Here is a 20,806-nt window from a genome sequence, read left to right as displayed (position 1 = left end):
GACTGACAGTCACTACGGAGTACGGCCCCGCGTGGGGCCGTACATCACTCGGCAGCGGTGTCCGATGCGCCCGATCCGCCGCGCTCGGCGACCAGGGCCGCGGCCTCTTCGCGCAGGTCGCGGCGGAGCTCCTTGGGCAGCGAGAAGGTGATGGACTCCTCGGCCGCCTTGACGAGCTCGACATCGCCGTAGCCGCGCTCGGCGAGCCACTGGAGGACCTCCTCGACCAGGACCTCCGGGACGGAGGCGCCGGAGGTGACGCCGACCGTGGTGACGCCCTCCAGCCAGGCCTCGTCGATCTCGCTGGCGAAGTCCACCAGGTAGGCCGCGCGGGAGCCGGCCAGCTTGGCGACCTCGACGAGCCGCTTGGAGTTGGAGGAGTTGCGCGAGCCGACCACGATGACCAGCTCGGCCTCGGCGCCCATCTGCTTCACGGCGAGCTGCCGGTTCTGGGTGGCGTAGCAGATGTCGTCGCTGGGCGGGGAGACGAGCCCGGGGAACTTCGTCTTCAGGGCGTCGACGGTCTCCATGGTCTCGTCCACGGAGAGGGTGGTCTGGGACAGCCAGACGACCTTCGACTCGTCGCGGACCTCGACCTTGGCAACGTCCTCGGGGCCGTCGACCAGCTGGATGTGGTCGGGGGCCTCGCCGGAGGTGCCGATGACCTCCTCGTGGCCCTCGTGGCCGATCAGGAGGATGTCGTAGTCCTCATCGGCGTACCGGACGGCTTCCTTGTGGACCTTGGTGACCAGCGGGCAGGTCGCGTCGATGGTGGCGAGGCGGCCCTGCCTGGCCTCCTCGTGGACGACCGGGGCGACGCCGTGCGCGGAGAACATCACGATGTTGCCGGGCGGGACCTCCTCCGTCCGCTCGACGAAGATCGCGCCCTTCTTCTCCAGGGTCTGGACGACGTACTTGTTGTGGACGATCTCGTGCCGGACGTAGATCGGGGCCCCGTACTGTTCCAGGGCCTTCTCGACGGCGATCACGGCGCGGTCCACACCCGCGCAGTAGCCTCGGGGGGCGGCGAGCAGGACACGGCGGCCAGGCGAAGCGGTCATGGCACCCATCGTAAGGGTGCGTTCGGGCGGGCCGGAGATCGCGTGCCCATCCCTTTCAGGGGAAAACCGGTCCCTATGTCCGACACCGGGGTGTACGTCGCCGTCACCGGGGCTAGGGGCGCGGGGAACTGTGCGACCAGCCACGACGCGCCCCCAGCCGGCGACGGTCCGCACCCCGGCGGCGCTTCGGAGCCCGGTGTCGGAGGGGACCGTTACGCTCGCCGCATGGCTGTGAACACGTCGCCCGAAGCACCTCTTCCCGTTGGTGAGGTCTCCCGGCTGATCGGGGGCTGGATCGATCGGCTCGGTGCGGTGTGGGTCGAGGGGCAGATCACGCAGTTGTCGCGGCGGCCGGGGGCCGGGGTCGTGTTCCTGACCCTGCGGGATCCCTCGTACGACATCTCCGTCAGCGTGACCTGTTATCGCCAGGTGTTCGATGCCGTCGCCGATGTCGTCGGCGAGGGCGCACGGGTCGTCGTCCTTGCGAAGCCGGAGTGGTACGCCCCGCGCGGGCAGCTGTCGCTGCGGGCCGCCGAGATAAGGCCCGTCGGTGTCGGCGAGCTGCTGGCGCGGCTCGAGCAGCTGAAGAAGGCGCTCGCCGCCGAGGGGCTGTTCGCGCCGGAGCGGAAGAAGCCGCTGCCCTTCCTGCCCCAGCTGATCGGGCTGGTCTGCGGCCGCGCTTCCGCCGCGGAGCGGGACGTGCTGGAGAACGCCCGGCACCGCTGGCCCGCCGTCCGCTTCGAGGTGCGCAACGTCGCGGTCCAGGGCGTGCACGCCGTCCCGCAGGTCGTCCAGGCCGTCAAGGAGCTGGACGTGATGGACGACGTGGACGTCATCATCGTCGCCCGGGGCGGCGGCAGCGTGGAGGATCTGCTGCCGTTCTCCGACGAGCAGCTCGTCCGGGCGGTGGCCCAGTGCCGTACGCCCGTCGTCTCCGCCATCGGGCACGAGCCGGACAATCCGCTCCTCGACCACGTGGCCGACCTGCGCGCGTCGACCCCGACCGACGCGGCCAAGAAGGTCGTGCCGGACGTGGGCGAGGAGTTCGAGCGGGTGCGGATGCTGCGGGACCGGGCCCGGCGGTGTGTGCAGGCGTTCGTGGAGCGTGAGGAGCGGGGCCTGGCGCATGCGCTGGCGCGGCCCTCGATAGAGGATCCGCACCGGATGATCGACGAGCGCGCCGACCACGTGGCCTCCCTGCTCGACCGCGGCCGGCGCACCCTCGGCCACCTCCTGGACCGCGCCGAGTCGGAGCTGACGCACACGCACGCGCGCGTGGTGGCCCTCTCCCCCGCCGCCACGCTCAAGCGCGGCTACGCGGTGCTGCAGAAGAGCGACGGGCATGTGGTCCGGGACCCGGAAGAGGTCACCCAGGGCGAGGCGCTGCGGGCGCGGGTCGCCGGGGGTGAGTTCACCGTTCGAGTCGATGTCTAGGGTTGGTGGGATGACCAGCAAGGTGGATGAGGCGCTCTCGTACGAGCAGGCGCGGGACGAGTTGATCGAGGTCGTACGACGCCTGGAGACCGGCGGTACGACGCTGGAGGAGTCCCTGGCGCTGTGGGAGCGCGGCGAGGAGCTGGCCAAGGTGTGCCGGCGCTGGCTGGAGGGCGCCCGGGCCCGGCTGGACGCGGCGCTCGCCGAGGAAGAGGTCGAGGAAGAGAGCGAGTAGGCGGGAGCCTGACGCTGTGAAGCGGATCACCACGCTCCCGCTTTGGTTGAAGGTTGAACTTCCTTGGCGTACCGTCGTTGCCGTAAGCCGGTCCGGCACCTCGGACCGGACGCGCACCCGAGGAAGTCACGCATGTCTCTCGCCCTTGACCCCGCCGCCCAGGACCTGCTGTTCCGCGAGGCCCGTACCGCGAACACCTTCACCGACGAGCCCGTGACCGAGGAGCAGGTCCAGGCGATCTACGACCTGGTCAAGTACGGCCCCACCGCCTTCAACCAGAGCCCGCTGCGCATCACCCTGGTCCGCTCGGCCGAGGCCCGCGAGCGCCTGGTGCAGCACATGGCCGAGGGCAACCAGGCGAAGACCGCCGCCGCCCCGCTGGTCGCGATCCTCTCCGCGGACAACGAGTTCCACGAGGAGCTGCCGACCCTGTTCCCGCACTTCCCGCAGGCCAAGGACGTGTTCTTCAGCGAGCGTCCGGCCCGTGAGGGTGCCGCCGCGCTGAACGCCGCGCTGCAGGCCGCGTACTTCATCATCGGCGTCCGTGCCGCGGGCCTCGCCGCCGGCCCGATGACCGGCCTCGACTTCGAGGGCGTCCGCAAGGAGTTCCTGGACGACGACCACACCCCGCTGATGGTCGTCAACATCGGCCGACCGGGCCCGGACGCCTGGTTCCCGCGCTCGCCGCGCCTGGCGTACGAGGACGTCATCACGACCGTCTGAGCCGCCCCGAGTACGGCAGGAGGCCCCCAGCAGCGTCGCTGGGGGCCTCCTGCGTATGCGTGTGTACGGGTGCGGTCACCGCAGCTTCCGTACGGCCGCGCTCACCCCGTCTTCAGCGCCGCCGCCATCTTGGTCAGCTGGTCGAAGGAGGCCGTACCGGCGACCACCGTCGTGGAGCCGGGAGTGTCCTCCAGGACCAGGGCGTCGTAGCGGCCGCCGGTGTAGCGGGTCCAGGTGCGGTCGCCGATCTTCTCGGTCCGCTGCGTCGCCGAGGCGCCCTGGCTGGCCTGGTCGATGAACTCGGAGCGCTTCTGAGTGGACTGCTCGACCTGCACGTACTGACCGTCGGGGTCCTGGAAGCCGAGGTGCCAGCGGTCGGACTCCTCGCCCTGGTAGCGCACCGAGGTCGCCTTCCAGGTGCCCGGCAGGCCTTCCGGAGCGGCCACCGGGTAGCTCGCCGCGCGGCGCGCCGTGGCCAGCTCGACCGCGTAGTCGACCCGCTTGAGGTCGGGAGCGTGATCGTTGTGCGGGACGAAGAGATAGATGACCGCCGCCGCGACCCCGATGAGGGCCAGGGAGAGGATCATGTCCCGGACCGTCTTCTGCTTACCGTTCGAACCTGCCACGCCCCCTATCGTCGCAGGTGCCCGGAGCGCTCATCCGTGGGGTCCCCTGCTCATTTTGTCTGCCTAACGATAGAGTCGAGGCCAACACCCTCATCCGGCCGTCGTCGTATCAGAAAGGTGCGCTCCGATGACCGAGAATCATCACCTCCCGTCCGAGCTGGACGTCCCCTCCGAGGCTCCCGACCGCAACCTCGCCCTGGAACTCGTCCGGGTGACCGAAGCCGCGGCGATGGCCGCGGGCCGCTGGGTCGGGCGCGGCGACAAGAACGGCGCCGACGGCGCCGCGGTGCGCGCCATGCGAACCCTCGTCTCCACCGTGTCGATGAACGGCATCGTCGTCATCGGCGAGGGCGAGAAGGACGAGGCCCCGATGCTCTTCAACGGGGAGCGTGTCGGCGACGGCACCGGACCCGAGGTCGACATCGCGGTCGACCCGATCGACGGCACCACCTTGACGGCCAAGGGCATGCCCAACGCGATCGCCGTCCTCGCCGCCACCGAGCGCGGCGCCATGTTCGACCCGTCCGCCGTGTTCTACATGGACAAGCTGGTCACCGGCCCCGAGGCCGCGGACTTCGTCGACATCGACGCGCCCGTGGCCGTGAACATCCGCCGGATCGCCAAGGCCAAGCGGTCCGCCCCCGAGGACGTCACGGTCTGCATCCTGGACCGGCCGCGCCACGAGGGCATCATCAAGGAGGTCCGGGAAGCCGGCGCGCGCATCAAGCTGATCTCCGACGGCGACGTGGCCGGCTCGATCCTGGCGCTGCGCGAGGGCACGGGCATCGACCTGCTGCTCGGCGTCGGCGGTACGCCGGAGGGCATCATCTCGGCCTGCGCCGTGAAGTGCCTGGGTGGCACGATCCAGGGCAAGCTGTGGCCGAAGGACGACGAGGAGCGTGCGCGGGCCATCGACGCCGGGCACGACCTGGACCGGGTGCTGACGACCGAGGACCTGGTCACCGGCGAGAACGTGTTCTTCGTCGCCACCGGCATCACCGATGGTGAGCTGCTGCGCGGGGTCCGCTACCGGTCGGAGACCGCGACCACCGACTCGATCGTGATGCGGTCGAAGTCCGGGACGGTGCGGCGGATCGACTCCGAGCACCGCTTGAGCAAGCTGCGGGCTTACAGCGCGATCGACTTCGACCGGGCCAAGTAGCACCCCTGAAAGACCTTGGGCGCCCTCTGTGCGGAGAGGGCGCCCATACTCATGCCCTGAGAGCCTGTGTCATATCCCCGGCCGGGCGCGCGACGCCTGGCACGCACTCCCCCACTGCCTTAAGGGCGTGGGGGGACCCCCAGCCGCGTTGCCGAACCACCCACGTGGCTCCTCCCCCACGCTCGGCTTCGCTCGCGCGGGGGCACCCCCATCGAGGGCGCTCCGGCGCCTTGCGATCGCACGCACCAGACGCCGCGCGCTGATCCGACCGGGGATATGACACAGGCTCTAACCCGCTATGCGGTTCGCCGTCGCTCGTGCCGCCTTCTTCAGTTCCACCTCGCGCCTGCGGCGCCTCGCCAGGACCACGCGGCGTTCCGCTGCCGTCAGGCCGCCCCAGACGCCGTACGGCTCGGGCTGGAGGAGGGCGTGTTCGCGGCACTCGACCATGACGGGACAGCGCGCGCAGACCCGCTTGGCCGCCTCCTCACGGGACAGCCGGGCGGCCGTCGGCTCCTTGGAGGGGGCGAAGAACAGGCCGGCCTCGTCGCGCCGGCACACCGCCTCGGTGTGCCAGGGTGCGTCTTGGTCCCTGTCTCGCGCTGGCACCCGCTGGGCCGGAACGGCAGCTACCTGCAGGGACGAATGCGGCGGTTGCAGCACGGGTCTACTCCTGACGACGGCTTCGCGAGTGAGCGACGATGCAGCAAGGCCTACCCGCTGTGCGCGCGCCTATGCACAGCGTTTCCAACCGCAGGCGCGCGGCGGCTTGTTCACGCCCCCAGGCACCCGCCGCGGCGGAGCCGCGGCCCACGTGCCGGCGGCGGATTCGCGACCGTCAACGGTCCAGGTGTTTGCGCATCTTCCGGTCGACCTTGTCCTGGACACGGTCGAGTCTGCCCTGGACCCGGTCGAGGATGTCCGCCACGCGCCTGCCGCGCTTGGGCCGCGCCTCGACGTTGCCGAGTACGGCCCACCCGTCGACGTAGACCACCGGCGCGTCGGAATCGACGGAGTCCAGCGTGTCCACCTCGAAGTTGCCGAGCACACCGCCGCCCGTGCCGCGCAGCGAGACGTTCTCCGGGACGCGGATCTGGACGTCGCCGAAGACCGAGACGGCCTTGATCACCACCTGCTGGTACTCGAAGATCGCCTCGCTCAGGTCGATCTCGACCGTGCCGAAGACCGCGTACGCGTGGAGCCGGCGTCCGGGGCGCCAGCGACCCCTGCGCATGGCGGCGCTGAAGACGGCCACCACGTTGGCGTCGGCCTCGGCCGGTACGGCGCCGGGGGTGGGGCGGGGCGGTACGGGCGTGTAGGCGGGGGCCGCGGGCCGCTGGTGGGCGGCCGGGAGGTCGCGGATGAAGACGTCCAGCTCGCCGACCGTCTTGGCGTGCAGCACCCCCTCCACGCGCTCGGCGTGCTCGTCGGCGGTCAGCCGGCCCTCGGCCAGGGCCTCGCGGAGGATGTCGGCGACGCGGTCACGGTCGGCGTCCGAGGCGCGCAGTTCGGACACGCGCGGCGCGCCGGCCTGGGGCTGGGCATGCTTCTGAAGGTCCACGACAGCAGCGTACCGAAACGCGATAGATCGCGACTAGGGGTGGGGACAAGCCGCGTGTCCGGGAACTGAGCCTTACCTCACAGGTTCCGTGTCGGTGGCAGGTTCTACGCTGGTGAGGCCCGCCAGCGTCGGCGGGCGGCCGTCCGTCAGAGTGAGGAATGGGCTGAGATGCCTGAGTTCGCGTACACCGATCTGCTCCCCCAGGGCGAGGACACCACCCCGTACCGGCTGGTGACCTCGGAGGGTGTGTCCACCGTCGAGGGGCCGGACGGGCGGACGTTCCTCAAGGTGGAGCCGGAGGCGCTGCGCAAGCTGGCCGAGGAGGCCATCCATGACATCCAGCACTATCTGCGCCCGGCCCACCTCGCCCAGCTGCGCCGCATCATCGACGACCCCGAGGCGTCGAGCAACGACAAGTTCGTGGCGCTGGACCTGCTGAAGAACGCGAACATCGCGGCGGCCGGCGTGCTCCCGATGTGCCAGGACACCGGCACGGCGATCGTGATGGGCAAGCGCGGGCAGAACGTCCTCACCGAAGGTGAGGACGAGAAGAACCTGTCGCACGGCATCTACGACGCCTACACCAAGCTGAACCTGCGCTACTCGCAGATGGCTCCGCTCACCATGTGGGAGGAGAAGAACACCGGCTCCAACCTGCCGGCCCAGATCGAGCTGTACGCGACCGACGGCGGCGCCTACAAGTTCCTGTTCATGGCGAAGGGCGGCGGCAGCGCCAACAAGAGCTTCCTCTACCAGGAGACGAAGGCCGTCCTCAACGAGGGCTCCATGATGAAGTTCCTGGAGCAGAAGATCCGTTCGCTCGGTACGGCCGCCTGCCCGCCGTACCACCTGGCGATCGTGGTCGGCGGTACCAGCGCCGAGTACGCGCTGAAGACCGCGAAGTACGCCTCCGCGCACTACCTGGACGAGATCCCGGCGGAGGGCTCGGAGCTCGGCCACGGCTTCCGTGACAAGGACCTCGAGCAGAAGGTCTTCGAGCTGACGCAGAAGATCGGCATCGGCGCGCAGTTCGGCGGCAAGTACTTCTGCCACGACGTCCGGGTCATCCGCCTGCCGCGGCACGGCGCGTCCTGCCCGGTGGCGATCGCCGTCTCCTGCTCGGCCGACCGCCAGGCCGTCGCCAAGATCACGGCCGAGGGCGTGTTCCTGGAGCAGCTGGAGAAGGACCCGGCGCGCTTCCTGCCGGAGACGACGGACGAGCACCTCGACGAGTCGTCGGACGTCGTGAAGATCGACCTCAACCAGCCGATGGACACGATCCTCGCCGAGCTGACGAAGTACCCGGTCAAGACCCGCCTGTCGCTGACCGGCCCGCTGGTCGTGGCCCGCGACATCGCGCACGCCAAGATCAAGGAGCGGCTGGACGCGGGCGAGGAGATGCCGCAGTACCTGAAGGACCACCCGGTGTACTACGCGGGCCCGGCGAAGACGCCCGAGGGTTACGCCTCCGGTTCCTTCGGCCCGACGACGGCCGGCCGCATGGACTCCTACGTGGAGCAGTTCCAGGCGGCCGGCGGCTCCAAGGTCATGCTCGCCAAGGGCAACCGCAGCAAGCAGGTCACCGACGCCTGCGGCACGCACGGCGGCTTCTACCTCGGCTCCATCGGCGGCCCCGCCGCCCGCCTCGCCCAGGACTGCATCAAGAAGGTCGAGGTCGTCGAGTACGAGGAACTCGGCATGGAGGCCGTCTGGAAGATCGAGGTCGAGGACTTCCCGGCGTTCATCGTCGTGGACGACAAGGGCAACGACTTCTTCCAGGATCCTGCCCCGGCGCCGACGTTCACGTCGATCCCGGTGCGTGGGCCCGGCCTGGCGTAGTGCCTCCGGGGCGGCGGGGATGGATCTCGCCCCGGCCGCCCCTGCCGGTCCCATCCCCAGGGGCTCAGCCCTTCGGCCACGTTCGGGTCAACACCAGGAACATTGCCGCCGCCCCGGTCGCTGTACCCGGCATGAGCGATGAATACCGCATCGAGCACGACTCCATGGGCGAGGTCCGCGTCCCCGCCCACGCCAAGTGGCGGGCGCAGACCCAGCGTGCCGTCGAGAACTTCCCCGTGTCCGGGCAGCGGATCGAGCGGGCGCACATCGCGGCGCTGGCCAGGATCAAGGCGGCCGCGGCGAAGGTGAACGCCGAGCTGGGCGTGCTGGACAAGGCTGTCGCGGAGGCGATCCAGGAGGCGGCGGCGGAGGTCGCCGAGGGGACGTGGGACGAGCACTTCCCGGTCGACGTGTTCCAGACCGGGTCCGGGACCTCGTCCAACATGAACACCAACGAGGTCCTCGCCACCCTCGCCAGTGAGCGGCTGGGCCGGGACGTGCATCCGAACGACCACGTCAACGCCTCGCAGTCGTCCAACGACGTGTTCCCGTCCTCCATCCACATCGCGGCCACCGGTGCGGTCACGCACGACCTGATCCCGGCCCTTGAGCACCTCGCCGACTCCCTCACCCGCAAGTCCGAGGAGTTCGCGGACGTCGTGAAGTCCGGGCGGACGCACCTGATGGACGCGACGCCGGTGACGCTGGGTCAGGAGTTCGGCGGGTACGCGGCCCAGGTGCGGTACGGCGTCGAGCGGTTGCGCGCCTCGCTGCCCCGGCTGGCCGAACTGCCGCTGGGCGGGACGGCCGTGGGCACCGGGATCAACACGCCGCCCGGGTTCTCCGCCGCGGTGATCAGGGAGGTCGCGCGAGCCACCGGGCTGCCGCTCACCGAGGCACGGGACCACTTCGAGGCGCAGGGCGCCCGGGACGGGATCGTGGAGACCAGCGGCCAGCTGCGGACGATCGCGGTGGGGCTGACGAAGATCGCCAATGATCTGAGGTGGATGGCGTCCGGGCCGCGCACCGGTCTCGCCGAGATCCGGCTGCCCGACCTCCAGCCGGGCTCGTCGATCATGCCGGGGAAGGTCAACCCGGTGCTCCCCGAGGCCGTGCTGATGGTGGCGGCCCAGGTGATCGGCAACGACGCGACCATCGCCACCGCGGGCGCCTCCGGGAACTTCGAGCTGAACGTGATGCTCCCGGTCATCGCCAAGAACGTGCTGGAGTCGATCCGGCTGCTCGCGAACGTCTCCCGGCTGCTGGCCGACCGTACGGTCGACGGTATCGAGGCCGACCGGGACCGGGCCCGCGAGTACGCCGAGTCCTCGCCCTCGGTGGTGACCCCGTTGAACAAGTACATCGGGTACGAGGAGGCCGCGAAGGTCGCCAAGAAGTCCCTGGCCGAGCGGAAGACGATCCGGGAGGTCGTCCTGGAGGGCGGGTACGTGGAGCGCGGCCTGCTCACCCTGGAGCAGCTGGACGAGGCACTGGATGTCCTGCGGATGACGCACCCGTGACAAGGGGCGCCGGTCAGTTGAACCCGTGACGTTCGCCGCAGCGTCGTATGCCTCCGGCACCTAATATCTGTGCATGACAGACGACGGAGCGGTGCGACGAGTGGCAGGCGGACCTGCGGCCTACTGGACCCCAGGGACCCCGATCCTGTGGCGGTACCGGGAGAACGCCGGCCCGCACTTCCACATCGCGCGGCCCGTCACCGTCGTCCGCGACGACGAGGAGCTGCTCGCGGTGTGGCTGGCGCCGGGCACCGAGTGCGTGAAGCCGGTGCTGGCCGACGGCACGCCCGTCCACGGGGAGCCGCTGGAGACCCGCTACACCAAGCCGCGCACGGTGCAGCGGGACCGGTGGTTCGGCACGGGCGTGCTGAAGCTGGCCCGGCCCGGCGAGCCCTGGTCGGTGTGGCTGTTCTGGGATCCGGGCTGGCGGTTCAAGAACTGGTACGTCAACCTTGAGCAACCGCTGGTCCGTTGGAAGGGCGGTGTGGACTCCGAGGACCACTTCCTGGACATCTCGGTGCACCCGGACCGCAGTTGGCACTGGCGGGACGAGGACGAGTTCGCACAGGCCCAGCGGGACGGGCTGATGGACGAGGCGACCGCCGCACGGGTGCGGGCGGCCGGACGGGCCGCGGTGGCGGCGATCGGCGCCTGGCACCCGCCGTTCTCGGACGGCTGGCAGCACTGGCGCCCGGACCCCTCCTGGGCGGTACCGTCACTCCCCGAGGACTGGGACCGTACGCCCGCGTACGTGTCCTCATGAGACCCTTGATGCGCCCCCGGTCCACAACCGTAGGATCGTCCTCCGCAAGGGGGCGCTACAGCAACTACCGGAACATGCGCTGGGCTTGACCGAACGTCACCGAGGGGGCGGCAGGACGTGAGCGAGGGGTACGAAGGCGGCACCACCGCGGTCGGTGGCGGCTTCGCCAACGGCACAGGAACAACCTCTGACCACGCGGGAATTCCGTTCCTGGGGCACGTATTCCGGGTATCGGGATTTCGGCGGGACCTTCTGCGCGCCCGGCGCGCAGCCCCGGACGGATGGATTCGACACGCGTGACGGAGCAGCCCACCTCCTCCTACGAGCGCCCGAAGCCGGGCGCCGACCCCGCGGAGGCCCGCGGGGCGCTCCTGCGTACCCCGAAGCCGCTGGGCGGTTCCGCCTTACCGGCACAGGCTCGGGCGGACGGACCGCCCTCCGGCCCGGGGACGACCGCACCCTGCGGCAAGGGGAACAAGGGGAAGGAGCCCCCAGTCAACGGCCCGGAGCACTCCCAGCCCGCCACTGCCGAGACGGACACGCACCGGCCGCGTCCCGCGCCGGAAGCCATTCCGCCGCAGCCGGGCGCCGAGGAGGAGAAGGCGCCGGGCGGCCAGGAGCGCCGTACCGGGCGGGGACTGCCGCCGGGGCGGCCGATGCCGATGCGGCGCGACGGGGACCGGCTGAGGTTCGTGGGCGCGGCGACCCGGCGGATCGCCCGTGGCATCGATCTGGACGAGATCGTGATGGGGCTGTGCCGCGCCACCGTGCCGACGTTCTCGGACGCGATCCTGGTCTATCTCCGCGACCCGCTGCCGGTCGGCGACGAGCGGCCCACCGGCCCGGTGGTGCTACGGCTGCGCCGGACCGACCGCATACCGGACGAACGGGACACCGACGGCGGCCTGATGCTGCCGCCGTTCCCCGAGCCGGAGCCCGAGCCGTCGCCGCTCTCGGAGCTGTCGTCGCTGACCACCGAGCTGTGCGAGGTGCGCCCCGGTGGCGCCCTGAACGAGGTGCTGCGCGGGGTGCGGCCGGTGTTCGCCGACGCGCCCGCCGCCCGGGCCGCGCTGCCCGAGCTGCTCGGTGAGGGCGGCGAGGCGGTCGTACCGGGCGGGCAGCACGCGATCCTCGCGCCGCTGCGCGGCCGGCGCCGGGTGATCGGCGCGGCGCTGTTCCTGCGCCGCCCGGAGCGGCTCGCGTTCGAGGCGGACGACCTGCTGGTGGCCGCCCAGCTCGCCACGCACAGCGCGCTCGGCATCGACAAGGCGGTGCTGTACGGCCGCGAGGCCTACATCGCCGACGAGTTGCAGCGCACCATGCTGCCCGAGACCCTGCCCCGCCCGACCGGTGTGCGGCTGGCCTCGCGCTATCTGCCGGCCGCGGAGACCGCGCGGGTGGGCGGCGACTGGTACGACGCGATCCCGCTGCCCGGCAGCCGGGTGGCGCTGGTGGTCGGTGACGTCATGGGGCACTCCATGACCTCGGCGGCGATCATGGGCCAGCTGCGCACGACGGCGCAGACCCTGGCCGGGCTCGACCTGCCCCCGCAGGAGGTGCTGCACCACCTGGACGAGCAGGCGCAGCGCCTGGGCACCGACCGCATGGCGACCTGTCTGTACGCCGTCTACGACCCGGTCACGCACCGCATCACCATCGCCAACGCCGGCCATCCGCCGCCCGTGCTGCTGCACCTGGGCGGCCGCGCGGAGGTGCTTCGGGTGCCGCCGGGCGCGCCGATCGGCGTCGGCGGGGTGGACTTCGAGGCGGTCGAGCTGGACGCGCCGGCCGGGGCCACGCTGCTGCTGTACACCGACGGTCTGGTGGAGTCCCGGCTGCGGGACGTGTGGACCGGCATAGAGCAGCTGCGTGAACGGCTCGCCGCGACCGCCCAGTTGACCGGGCCGGACCATCCGCCGCCGCTGGAGGCGCTGTGTGACGAGGTGCTGGACATGCTCGGCCCGGGCGACCGGGACGACGACATCGCGCTGCTCGCGGCCCGCTTCGACGGGATCGCGCCGAGCGATGTGGCGTACTGGACCCTGGAGCCGGAGGAGACGGCTCCCGGCCAGGCCCGCCGGCTGGCCCGGCGCGCGCTGGCCCGCTGGGGTCTGGACGAGCTGACGGACTCGGTGGAGCTGCTGGTCAGCGAGGTGGTCACGAACGCCGTGCGGTACGCCTCCCGCCCGGTCACGCTCCGGCTGCTGCGCACGGACGTGCTGCGCTGCGAGGTCGGCGACGACGTGCCCCAGCTGCCGCGCCTTCGGCAGGCCCGGGCCACCGACGAGGGCGGCCGCGGCCTGTACCTGGTCAACCGGCTGGCCCGGCGGTGGGGCGCGACCCGGCTGAGCACCGGCAAGGTGGTCTGGTTCGAGCTGAACCGGGTCTGACCCCCGCTCCGGTACGACGCGAAGGGCGCCCGGGGAGGAATCCCCGGGCGCCCTTTCGTGCGCCGTCTACTGGCCGAAGCCCTGGCTGTTGTCCGGATTGAGCGGATCCTCCGAGGCACCGCCCGTCGGCAGACCGGTGGTCGGGGTTCCGGTGGGCGGGGTCTGGGTGGGTGTCTGCGTCGGCGTCTGGCTCGGCGTCTGCGACGGCGTCCTGGACGGGGTCGAGGACGACGGCGGCGCACTGCTCGGCGTGTTCGACGGGGTCCGGGACGGCGTCTGGCTGACCGTCGGGGTGTCCGTCGGCTCGACGGCGGCGCCCTGGGTGGTGTCCAGGTCGAACGTGGACTTCTTGGTGACTCCGAAGGTGTACGCGGCCCAGATCTTCGCCGGGTAGGTGCCTCCGTTGACGCGGCCGGGGGGCGGGAGCAGGCCGGTGGCGCCCACCATGGAGACGTGGGACTTGGTCTTCTGGTCCTCGCCGAACAGGCCGACCGAGGTGACCAGGTCGGGCGTGTAGCCGGTGAACCAGGCGGACTTGTTCTCGTCGGAGGTACCGGTCTTGCCGGCGACCTGCTGGCCGTCGCGCAGCTCGTTGTTCGCCACCGACTTGTTGGCCGTACCGTCGTCGACCACGCCGGTCAGCACGGAGGTCACCGTGTCGGCGGCGGTGCGGCTGATGACCGATCCGCCGACCGACTTGGGCATGTCGGGCGAACGGTCCCGCTGCTCCGCCGACTTGAGGATGGACGGCGTCACCTTGTTGCCGTGGTTGGCGAACGTGGCGTAGATCCCCGCCATCTCCAGCGGGCTCGCACCCATCGAGCCGAGCGTCTGCGCGGGCACCGCCTGCATGCCCTCGGTGTCCATGCCGAGCTTCTTGGCCGTGTCCATGACCTTGCCCATGCCCACGTCGACGCCCATCTGCGCGAAGACGGAGTTGACGGACTGGTTCATGGCCGTCTGAACGGTGATGGGCCCGTAGTTCTGGTGGTCCTCGTTCGGCGGTCCGAAGCCGACCTTGCTGCCGTGGTCCACGACCTGGCGGCCACTGGTGCCGTCGTAGATCGTGTTCGCGTTGATCGGCTTGCCGCTCTGGGTCGTGGCGTTCTGCTCCAGCGCGGCGGCGAGGATGACCGGCTTGAAGGTCGAGGCGGGCTGGTAGTCGCGGCGGGTGGCATTGCTGAAGAAGTGCTTGAAGTAGTCCTCACCGCCGTACAGGGCGACGATCTTGCCCGTCCTGGGGTCCACCGACACGGCGCCGGCCTGGACGCTGCCGTCGACCTTGCGCTTCTTCGGGTTCAGCTTGCTGGTCAGCTGCGCCTTGACCGCCTTCTCCAGCGCGGCCTGCTTCTTCCTGTCGATGTTCAGGGTGATGGTCCAGCCGCGTTCAACCACCTTCTGCTCGGCGTCCTTGCGGCTGATGCCCTCCGTCTTCATCAACTGGTCCTCGAGCTGCTGGTTGGCGAGCTGAACCAGGTAACCCTTCTGGCCCTCTTCACCGGGCGCGCCCTTGGGCTCCTTGGGAATCGCGTCCTTGTCGAACGACATCGCCCGCCGCTTGCCGGCGTCGAGCCAGTGCTGCTCGACCATGTTGTCGAGGACGTAGTTCCACCGTTGCTTGACCAGCCTCTTGCCCACGGGGCCCGCGACCGCCCAGTCGTACTGGCTGGGCGCCTGGAGCAGCGCGGCGAGGTAGGCGCCCTGCTGGACGGTGAGGTTGCTCGCGTCGGTGTGGTAGTAGGCCTGGGCGGCGGCCTGGATGCCGTAGGCGTTGCGGCCGTAGTAGCTGGTGTTGATGTAGCCCGCGAGGATGTCGTCCTTGGACAGCCGCCGGTCCACCTTCAGGGAGATGACCATCTCCCTGAGCTTGCGGGTGACGGTCTGGTCCTGGTTGAGGTAGTAGTTCTTGACGTACTGCTGGGTGATCGTCGAGCCGCCCTGGGTGCCGTGGCCGGTCACCGTGTTGAGCAGGCCTCGGGCCAGGCCTCTCACGTCGATTCCGGAGTCGTGGTAGAAGCTCTTGTTCTCCGCCGCGACGAAGGTGTGCTGGACCTCCTTGGGCACCTTGGACAGGTCCACGCTCTCCCGGTTGGTCTTGCCCACGCGGGCCAGGACCTTGCCGTCGCTGAACTTGTAGACGTTGCTCTCCTGCAGGGCGACGGCGTTGCCTTCGGGCACGTCGACGTAGAGGTACAGCGCGATGAAGCCGCCGATGCCCAGCAGGCATGCGCCGAGGAACGTGCCGAGCATCTTCTTCCAGGTGAAGAGCCGGCGTATGCGGCCCTTGGGAGGCCCCGCGGCCTTGGCGGAACGGCCGGCGGCCCGGCCGCCGGGCGCCGTCGTGGTGCCGGCCGCCGTCGCCGGAGTGCCGGTCGCGGACTGCGAGCGGTGGCGCTTGGGCGCCGCGCGGCGGCCACCGCGCTGTCGCGCTCGTCTCTCTTCCGCTCGTCCCATGGGTCCCTACACTCCGCTTCCGTCTCGGGGTCAGCTTCGAAAGCTAACACCCCCCTATATGACAAAGGGCGTCCGATCCGTTCTTTTACGGACGTGACAATCAGCACCCGCCCCAAAGAGAACCGACGAATATCGCTGGCGCAGGGTTGCTTCGGCCGCTAAAAGTGATATCACTTAGCTAGACCGAAGTGAGCACCACCGAAACGGGGGAACCCACCATGTCCGCACACGACGCATCCGCGACCGCCGACGTACCCGAGATGCCCGCGCCACGCGTGCGGGAGTTCCAGGCCCACAGCATCGGCGGCGGGCTCGCCCTGCTCCTCGGCCTGGTCGGCCTCGCCGCCGCCGTCGCCCTGTTCGCCGGTGCCTCGGCGGTCTCCGCCGCCGGCGCCAAGGGCGGGCTCATCGTCGGCGGCGTCCTCGTCTTCCTCGCCGCGATCATCGCGATGCGCGGCCTGAACACGGTCGCGCCCGGCGAGGCGCGGGTCGTCCAGCTCTTCGGCCGGTACCGCGGCACGATCCGGCAGGACGGCCTGCGCTGGGTGAACCCCCTCACCTCGCGGACCCGGATCTCCACGCGGGTGCGCAACCACGAGACCGCCGTCCTGAAGGTCAACGACGCCTACGGCAACCCCATCGAGCTGGCCGCGGTCGTGGTCTGGAAGGTCCGGGACACCGCCCAGGCGGTGTTCGAGGTGGACGACTACGCCGAGTTCGTCGCCACGCAGACCGAGACGGCCGTACGGCACATCGCCATCGAGTACCCGTACGACGCCCACGAGGAGGACGGTCTCTCGCTGCGCGGCAACGCCGAGGAGATCACCGAGAAGCTGGCCGTCGAACTCCAGGTGCGTGTGGAGGCGGCCGGTGTGCGGATCATCGAGTCACGCTTCACGCATCTCGCGTACGCTCCCGAGATCGCCTCGGCGATGCTCCAGCGGCAGCAGGCCGGCGCGGTCGTGGCCGCCCGGCGGCAGATCGTGGACGGCGCGGTCGGCATGGTGGAGGCGGCGCTCGCCCGGATAGCGGAGCGGGACATCGTGGAGCTGGACGAGGAGCGGAAGGCGGCGATGGTGTCCAACCTGATGGTGGTGCTGTGCGGGGACCGGGCCCCGCAGCCCGTCCTGAACACGGGGACCCTCTACCAGTGACGGACTCTCCCGAGGAGACTCCACGGCGCCGGCCGCAGCAGCGCAAGCAGGTGCTGCTGCGGCTCGACCCGTCCGTGTACGAGGCGCTCGCGCGGTGGGCCGGGGACGAGTTGCGGTCCGCCAACGCGCAGATCGAGTTCCTGCTGCGCAAGGCGCTGGCCGATGCGGGGAGACTGCCGAAGGACACGGGGCCGCTGCCCCGCAGGGGCCGTCCCCCTGTTTCGGAACCGTGACAATCACCCCCCACCTGCACCTCCATACCCCCCGCCATGATCTACACACTCCGCGTATACATGCCGCGTATACACCGTGTGTAGAGTGCTGCCATGTCCATCGCTCACACCCTCCTAGGGCTCCTGGAGTCCGGCCCCCGGCACGGCTACGACCTGAAGCGGGCCTTCGACGAGAAGTTCGGTCACGACCGGCCGCTGCACTACGGCCAGGTCTACTCGACGATGTCCCGCCTGCTGAAGAACGGGCTCGTGGAAGTCGACGGCATCGAGGCGGGCGGCGGGCCCGAGCGCAAGCGGTACGCCATCACGGACGCCGGCGTCACCGACGTCGAGCGGTGGCTCGCGTCCCCGGAGAAGCCGGAGGAGTACCTCCAGTCGACCCTCTACACCAAGGTCGTCCTGGCGCTGCTGACCCACCGCGACGCGGCCGACGTCCTCGACGTCCAGCGCGCCGAGCACCTGCGCAGCATGCGGATCCTGACCGACCGCAAGCGCAGGGGCGACCTCGCGGACCAGCTGATCTGCGACCACGCCCTGTTCCATCTGGAGGCCGACCTGCGCTGGCTGGAATTGACCGCCGCGCGGCTCGACAAGCTCCGTGCGGAGGTGGCCGCATGACCAGCGCTCCCCCTCCCCCCGGCTCCCTGCTCGCCGCCGAGAACCTGCGCAAGGCCTACGGCCCGACGCTCGCCCTCGACGGCGCCGGGTTCTCCATCCACCCCGGTGAGGTCGTCGCCGTCATGGGCCCCTCCGGGTCCGGCAAGTCCACGCTGCTGCACTGCCTCGCCGGGATCGTGCCGCCCGACTCGGGCTCGATCACCTACGCCGGGCGCGAGCTGGCCACCATGACCGACGCCCAGCGCAGTGCGCTGCGGCGCAGCGAGTTCGGTTTCGTCTTCCAGTTCGGGCAGCTCGTACCGGAGCTGACGTGCGTGGAGAACGTGGCGCTGCCGCTCAGGCTGAACGGCACCTCCCGCAAGGAGGCCGAGCGGACCGCGCTCTCCTGGATGGAGCGGCTCGAGGTCGACGACCTGAAGGGCAAGCGTCCCGGCGAGGTCTCCGGCGGCCAGGGTCAGCGCGTCGCGGTGGCGCGGGCGCTGGTGACCGGGCCCCGGGTGCTGTTCGCCGACGAGCCGACCGGCGCGCTGGACTCCCTCAACGGCGAGCGCGTGATGGAGCTGCTCACCGACGCGGCCCGTTCGACCAACGCGGCCGTCGTCCTCGTCACGCACGAGGCCCGGGTGGCCGCCTACTCCGACCGCGAGATCGTCGTACGCGACGGCAAGTCCCGGGACATGGAGCGCGCCATATGAGCGTGCGGCAGTGGTCCAGGGATCTGGCCATGGGGGCCCGGTTCGCCGTCACGGGCGGGCGCGAGGGATGGGTCCGGATGACCCTGACAGCGGTCGGCGTCGGCCTGGGCGTCGCACTGCTGCTGCTGACGACCGCGCTGCCGAACGTGATAGCCATGCGCGACCGGGTCGGAGAGGCCCGTTACGACTACACGTTCTCCACCACCGTCCGCCCCAAGGCCGACAACACCGTGCTGGTCGCGGCGACCGACACCAGGTGGCACTCGAAGGACGTCCGGGGCAGGCTCCTCGAGCCCGAAGGCTCACGGTCTCCGTTGCCGCCGGGTCTCGACCGCTTCCCGGCCAAGGGCGAGATGGTGGTCTCTCCCGCGCTGAAGGAACTGCTCTCCTCGGACGACGCGAAGCTGCTGCGCGAACGGCTGCCGTACCGGATCACCGGGACGATCGCCGACAGCGGGCTCATCGGCTCGCAGGAGCTGGCGTACTACGCGGGCGCCAAGGGCATGGTGCCCGCGCAGAACGGCGTGCGCGTGGACCGGCTGGCCGCGTTCGGTGATCCGAACCCGACGAGCGAGAAGACCGACCCGGTGCTGATCATGATGGTCCTGGTCGTGTTCGTGGCGCTGCTGATGCCGGTCGCCGTGTTCATCGCCGCGGCCGTACGCTTCGGCGGCGAGCGGCGCGACCGCAGGCTGGCCGCGCTGCGGCTGGTGGGCTCCGACAGCTGGATGACCCGGCGGATCGCGGCCGGCGAGGCGCTGGCCGGTGCCCTGCTCGGGCTGATCGTCGGTACGGGGTTCTTCCTGATCGGACGCCAGATGGCGGGCTCGGTGGAGGTGCTGGACTGGAGCGTGTTCCCCAGCTACCTCGACCCCTCCCCCGTGCTCGCCCTGCTGGTCGCGGTGGCGGTCCCGGCCTCCGCCGTGCTGGTCACCCTGTTCGCGATGCGCGGGGTGGTCGTCGAGCCGCTCGGCGTGGTCCGCGCGGCCAAGCAGGCGCGCCGGCGCCTGTGGTGGCGGCTGCTGCTGCCCCTGGCCGGCCTGGCGATGCTCTACCCGATGATCGGCAAGGGCCGGAGCAACGGGGACTTCAACCAGTACCTGGTCATCGGCGGTGTGATGCTGCTGCTGGTCGGTGTGACCGCGCTGCTGCCGTGGTTCGTGGAGCAGGTCGTCGCCCGGCTCGGTTCGGGCTCGGTGTCCTGGCAACTGGCCGTCCGACGGCTGCAGCTGAGCAGCGGCACGGCGGCCCGCATGGTCAACGGCATCGCGGTGGCGGTGGCCGGGGCGATCGCGCTGCAGATGCTGTTCGCGGGCGTGCAGAGCCAGTACACCAAGGACACCGGCCGGAACCCCGACCGGGCCCAGTTGCAGGTCAACCTGGCCGATGGGAGCCGGCTGGCCGGCGCGGAGAAGCAGTTCGACAGCACCAAGGGCGTGCGGGCCTCGGTGGCCCTGGCCGGGGGGACGTACGCGGAAAAGCGCCGCGACCCCGAAAGCGGCGTCTCACTGACCGTGGGCAACTGCGCCGCCCTGCGCGAGGTGGCCCACCTGCCGTCCTGCCACGACGGCGACGCGTTCGCGCTGCGCAGCACGTCGTACGACGCCGCCACACGCGCCCTGATGCAGTCCGGCCGCCATGTCTACATCGACTCCTCCTACACGGACGGCGTGCACGGTCGCGAGATCGCCTGGACCGTGCCGGCCGGCCTGCGACAGGTCAGCGTCCGCAAGGACTCCCTGCTGCTCGGCGGCGACGGCCTGCTGGTCACTCCGGCCGCGCTGCCCGCCAAGGCCATGCCGACACTGTCCAACCAGGTCTACGTCCGCCTCGATCCGTCGGTGCCGGACGCGGAGGAGTACGTGCGGAACACGGCCGTGCGGGTGGACCCGCTCTCCGACGTGTGGCGCTGGTCGTCGTCGGAGCTGTCCACGAAGTACGCCTCCCTGCGCACCGGTCTGTTCGTCGGCGCGGTCTGCGTGCTGGCGTTGATCGGCGCGAGCCTGCTGGTCTCCCAGCTGGAACAGCTGCGTGAGCGGCGGAAGTTGCTGTCGTCGCTGGTCGCCTTCGGCACCCGGCGCCGCACGCTGGGCCTGTCGGTGCTGTGGCAGACGGCGATCCCGATCGCCCTCGGCCTGCTGCTGGCGTCGGCGGTGGGCCTGACCCTCGGCTCGGTGCTGCTGCAGATGACGGCCACGCCGGTGACCGTCGACTGGGCGAGCGTCCTGTCGATGACCGGCGCGGGCGCGGTGGTGGTCCTCGTGGTCACCCTGGTCAGCCTGCCCCCGCTGGTGCGGCTGATACGCCCGGAGGGCCTGCGCACCGAGTAGCGGACCCG

18 protein-coding genes are annotated in these 20,806 nt (G+C 70.7%); 13 read left to right on the top strand and 5 right to left on the bottom strand.

Annotation, left to right across the window (positions count from 1 at the left end):
* Positions 1-44: 44 nt before the first annotated feature.
* Positions 45-1,070 carry a 4-hydroxy-3-methylbut-2-enyl diphosphate reductase gene (locus ACZ5DS_RS12120; protein ID WP_468236582.1) on the bottom strand — a complete coding sequence of 342 codons (1,026 nt, stop codon included), beginning with the start codon at positions 1,068-1,070 and terminating at the stop codon, positions 45-47.
* Between the two features lie 216 nt (positions 1,071-1,286).
* Here ACZ5DS_RS12120 and xseA point away from each other — a divergent pair, with 216 nt between their 5' ends.
* From xseA to ACZ5DS_RS12105, 3 genes are all read left to right on the top strand, one after another.
* Positions 1,287-2,495 (top strand): exodeoxyribonuclease VII large subunit, encoded by a 1,209-nt coding sequence (gene xseA, locus ACZ5DS_RS12115; RefSeq protein WP_468236579.1) that lies wholly within the window; start codon positions 1,287-1,289, stop codon positions 2,493-2,495.
* A gap of 10 nt (positions 2,496-2,505) precedes the next feature.
* Positions 2,506-2,730: an exodeoxyribonuclease VII small subunit gene (locus ACZ5DS_RS12110; RefSeq protein ID WP_468236577.1), complete on the top strand. Its 225-nt coding sequence runs from the start codon at positions 2,506-2,508 to the stop codon at positions 2,728-2,730.
* A gap of 132 nt (positions 2,731-2,862) precedes the next feature.
* Positions 2,863-3,453, top strand: a complete 591-nt coding sequence (locus ACZ5DS_RS12105) for a malonic semialdehyde reductase (RefSeq protein ID WP_468236575.1) — start codon at positions 2,863-2,865, stop codon at positions 3,451-3,453.
* 101 nt (positions 3,454-3,554) lie between these two features.
* Here ACZ5DS_RS12105 and ACZ5DS_RS12100 read toward each other — a convergent pair whose 3' ends face one another.
* A complete protein-coding gene (locus ACZ5DS_RS12100; protein ID WP_468236573.1) occupies positions 3,555-4,079 on the bottom strand; it encodes a DUF4245 domain-containing protein in 525 nt (174 codons plus the stop codon).
* Positions 4,080-4,206: 127 nt separating this feature from the next.
* On the opposite strand from ACZ5DS_RS12100, the gene glpX reads away from it, so the two are divergent.
* The gene (gene glpX, locus ACZ5DS_RS12095) at positions 4,207-5,241 is read left to right on the top strand and encodes a class II fructose-bisphosphatase (protein ID WP_468236570.1); all 1,035 of its coding nucleotides are present in this window, start codon (positions 4,207-4,209) and stop codon (positions 5,239-5,241) included.
* 288 nt (positions 5,242-5,529) lie between these two features.
* On the opposite strand, the gene ACZ5DS_RS12090 is transcribed toward glpX, so the two are convergent.
* Complete coding sequence (locus tag ACZ5DS_RS12090; protein ID WP_319147745.1) at positions 5,530-5,904, bottom strand: WhiB family transcriptional regulator; 375 nt, start codon at positions 5,902-5,904, stop codon at positions 5,530-5,532.
* A gap of 175 nt (positions 5,905-6,079) precedes the next feature.
* Positions 6,080-6,802, bottom strand: a complete 723-nt coding sequence (locus ACZ5DS_RS12085) for a DUF1707 SHOCT-like domain-containing protein (protein WP_468236567.1) — start codon at positions 6,800-6,802, stop codon at positions 6,080-6,082.
* Positions 6,803-6,970: 168 nt separating this feature from the next.
* Between ACZ5DS_RS12085 and ACZ5DS_RS12080 the strand changes: the two genes are divergently transcribed.
* The 4 genes from ACZ5DS_RS12080 to ACZ5DS_RS12065 all read left to right on the top strand — a co-directional run bounded on the left by ACZ5DS_RS12080 (position 6,971) and on the right by ACZ5DS_RS12065 (position 13,314).
* Positions 6,971-8,641, top strand: coding sequence for a fumarate hydratase (locus tag ACZ5DS_RS12080; RefSeq protein ID WP_468236564.1), 1,671 nt, complete (start codon positions 6,971-6,973; stop codon positions 8,639-8,641).
* A 131-nt stretch (positions 8,642-8,772) separates the two neighbouring features.
* Positions 8,773-10,161 (top strand): class II fumarate hydratase, encoded by a 1,389-nt coding sequence (locus ACZ5DS_RS12075; protein ID WP_468236561.1) that lies wholly within the window; start codon positions 8,773-8,775, stop codon positions 10,159-10,161.
* 73 nt (positions 10,162-10,234) lie between these two features.
* Positions 10,235-10,924, top strand: a complete 690-nt coding sequence (gene fomD / locus ACZ5DS_RS12070) for a cytidylyl-2-hydroxypropylphosphonate hydrolase (RefSeq protein ID WP_468236559.1) — start codon at positions 10,235-10,237, stop codon at positions 10,922-10,924.
* A 281-nt stretch (positions 10,925-11,205) separates the two neighbouring features.
* Complete coding sequence (locus ACZ5DS_RS12065; protein WP_468236556.1) at positions 11,206-13,314, top strand: SpoIIE family protein phosphatase; 2,109 nt, start codon at positions 11,206-11,208, stop codon at positions 13,312-13,314.
* A gap of 66 nt (positions 13,315-13,380) precedes the next feature.
* Here ACZ5DS_RS12065 and ACZ5DS_RS12060 read toward each other — a convergent pair whose 3' ends face one another.
* Positions 13,381-15,768, bottom strand: a complete 2,388-nt coding sequence (locus ACZ5DS_RS12060; RefSeq protein ID WP_468236554.1) for a transglycosylase domain-containing protein — start codon at positions 15,766-15,768, stop codon at positions 13,381-13,383.
* 218 nt (positions 15,769-15,986) lie between these two features.
* On the opposite strand from ACZ5DS_RS12060, the gene ACZ5DS_RS12055 reads away from it, so the two are divergent.
* The 5 genes from ACZ5DS_RS12055 to ACZ5DS_RS12035 all read left to right on the top strand — a co-directional run bounded on the left by ACZ5DS_RS12055 (position 15,987) and on the right by ACZ5DS_RS12035 (position 20,798).
* A complete protein-coding gene (locus ACZ5DS_RS12055; protein ID WP_468236551.1) occupies positions 15,987-16,922 on the top strand; it encodes an SPFH domain-containing protein in 936 nt (311 codons plus the stop codon).
* Positions 16,919-17,155, top strand: a complete 237-nt coding sequence (locus ACZ5DS_RS12050) for a type II toxin-antitoxin system antitoxin (protein ID WP_468236549.1) — start codon at positions 16,919-16,921, stop codon at positions 17,153-17,155. Before ACZ5DS_RS12055 ends, ACZ5DS_RS12050 begins: the two co-directional genes overlap by 4 nt.
* Before the next feature lie 93 nt (positions 17,156-17,248).
* Positions 17,249-17,773, top strand: coding sequence for a PadR family transcriptional regulator (locus ACZ5DS_RS12045; RefSeq protein ID WP_468236546.1), 525 nt, complete (start codon positions 17,249-17,251; stop codon positions 17,771-17,773).
* Positions 17,770-18,468: an ABC transporter ATP-binding protein gene (locus ACZ5DS_RS12040; protein WP_468236543.1), complete on the top strand. Its 699-nt coding sequence runs from the start codon at positions 17,770-17,772 to the stop codon at positions 18,466-18,468. Before ACZ5DS_RS12045 ends, ACZ5DS_RS12040 begins: the two co-directional genes overlap by 4 nt.
* On the top strand, positions 18,465-20,798 hold the full coding sequence (locus tag ACZ5DS_RS12035) for an ABC transporter permease (protein ID WP_468236540.1): 2,334 nt from the start codon (positions 18,465-18,467) through the stop codon (positions 20,796-20,798). The genes ACZ5DS_RS12040 and ACZ5DS_RS12035 overlap by 4 nt, the downstream gene beginning before the upstream one ends.
* Positions 20,799-20,806 lie beyond the last annotated feature (8 nt).

It is taken from the genome of Streptomyces sp. NPDC031100 (assembly GCF_055570785.1).
The sequence above is the reverse complement of the archived record's forward strand: the minus strand, read 5'-3'. Positions and strand labels throughout refer to the sequence as shown.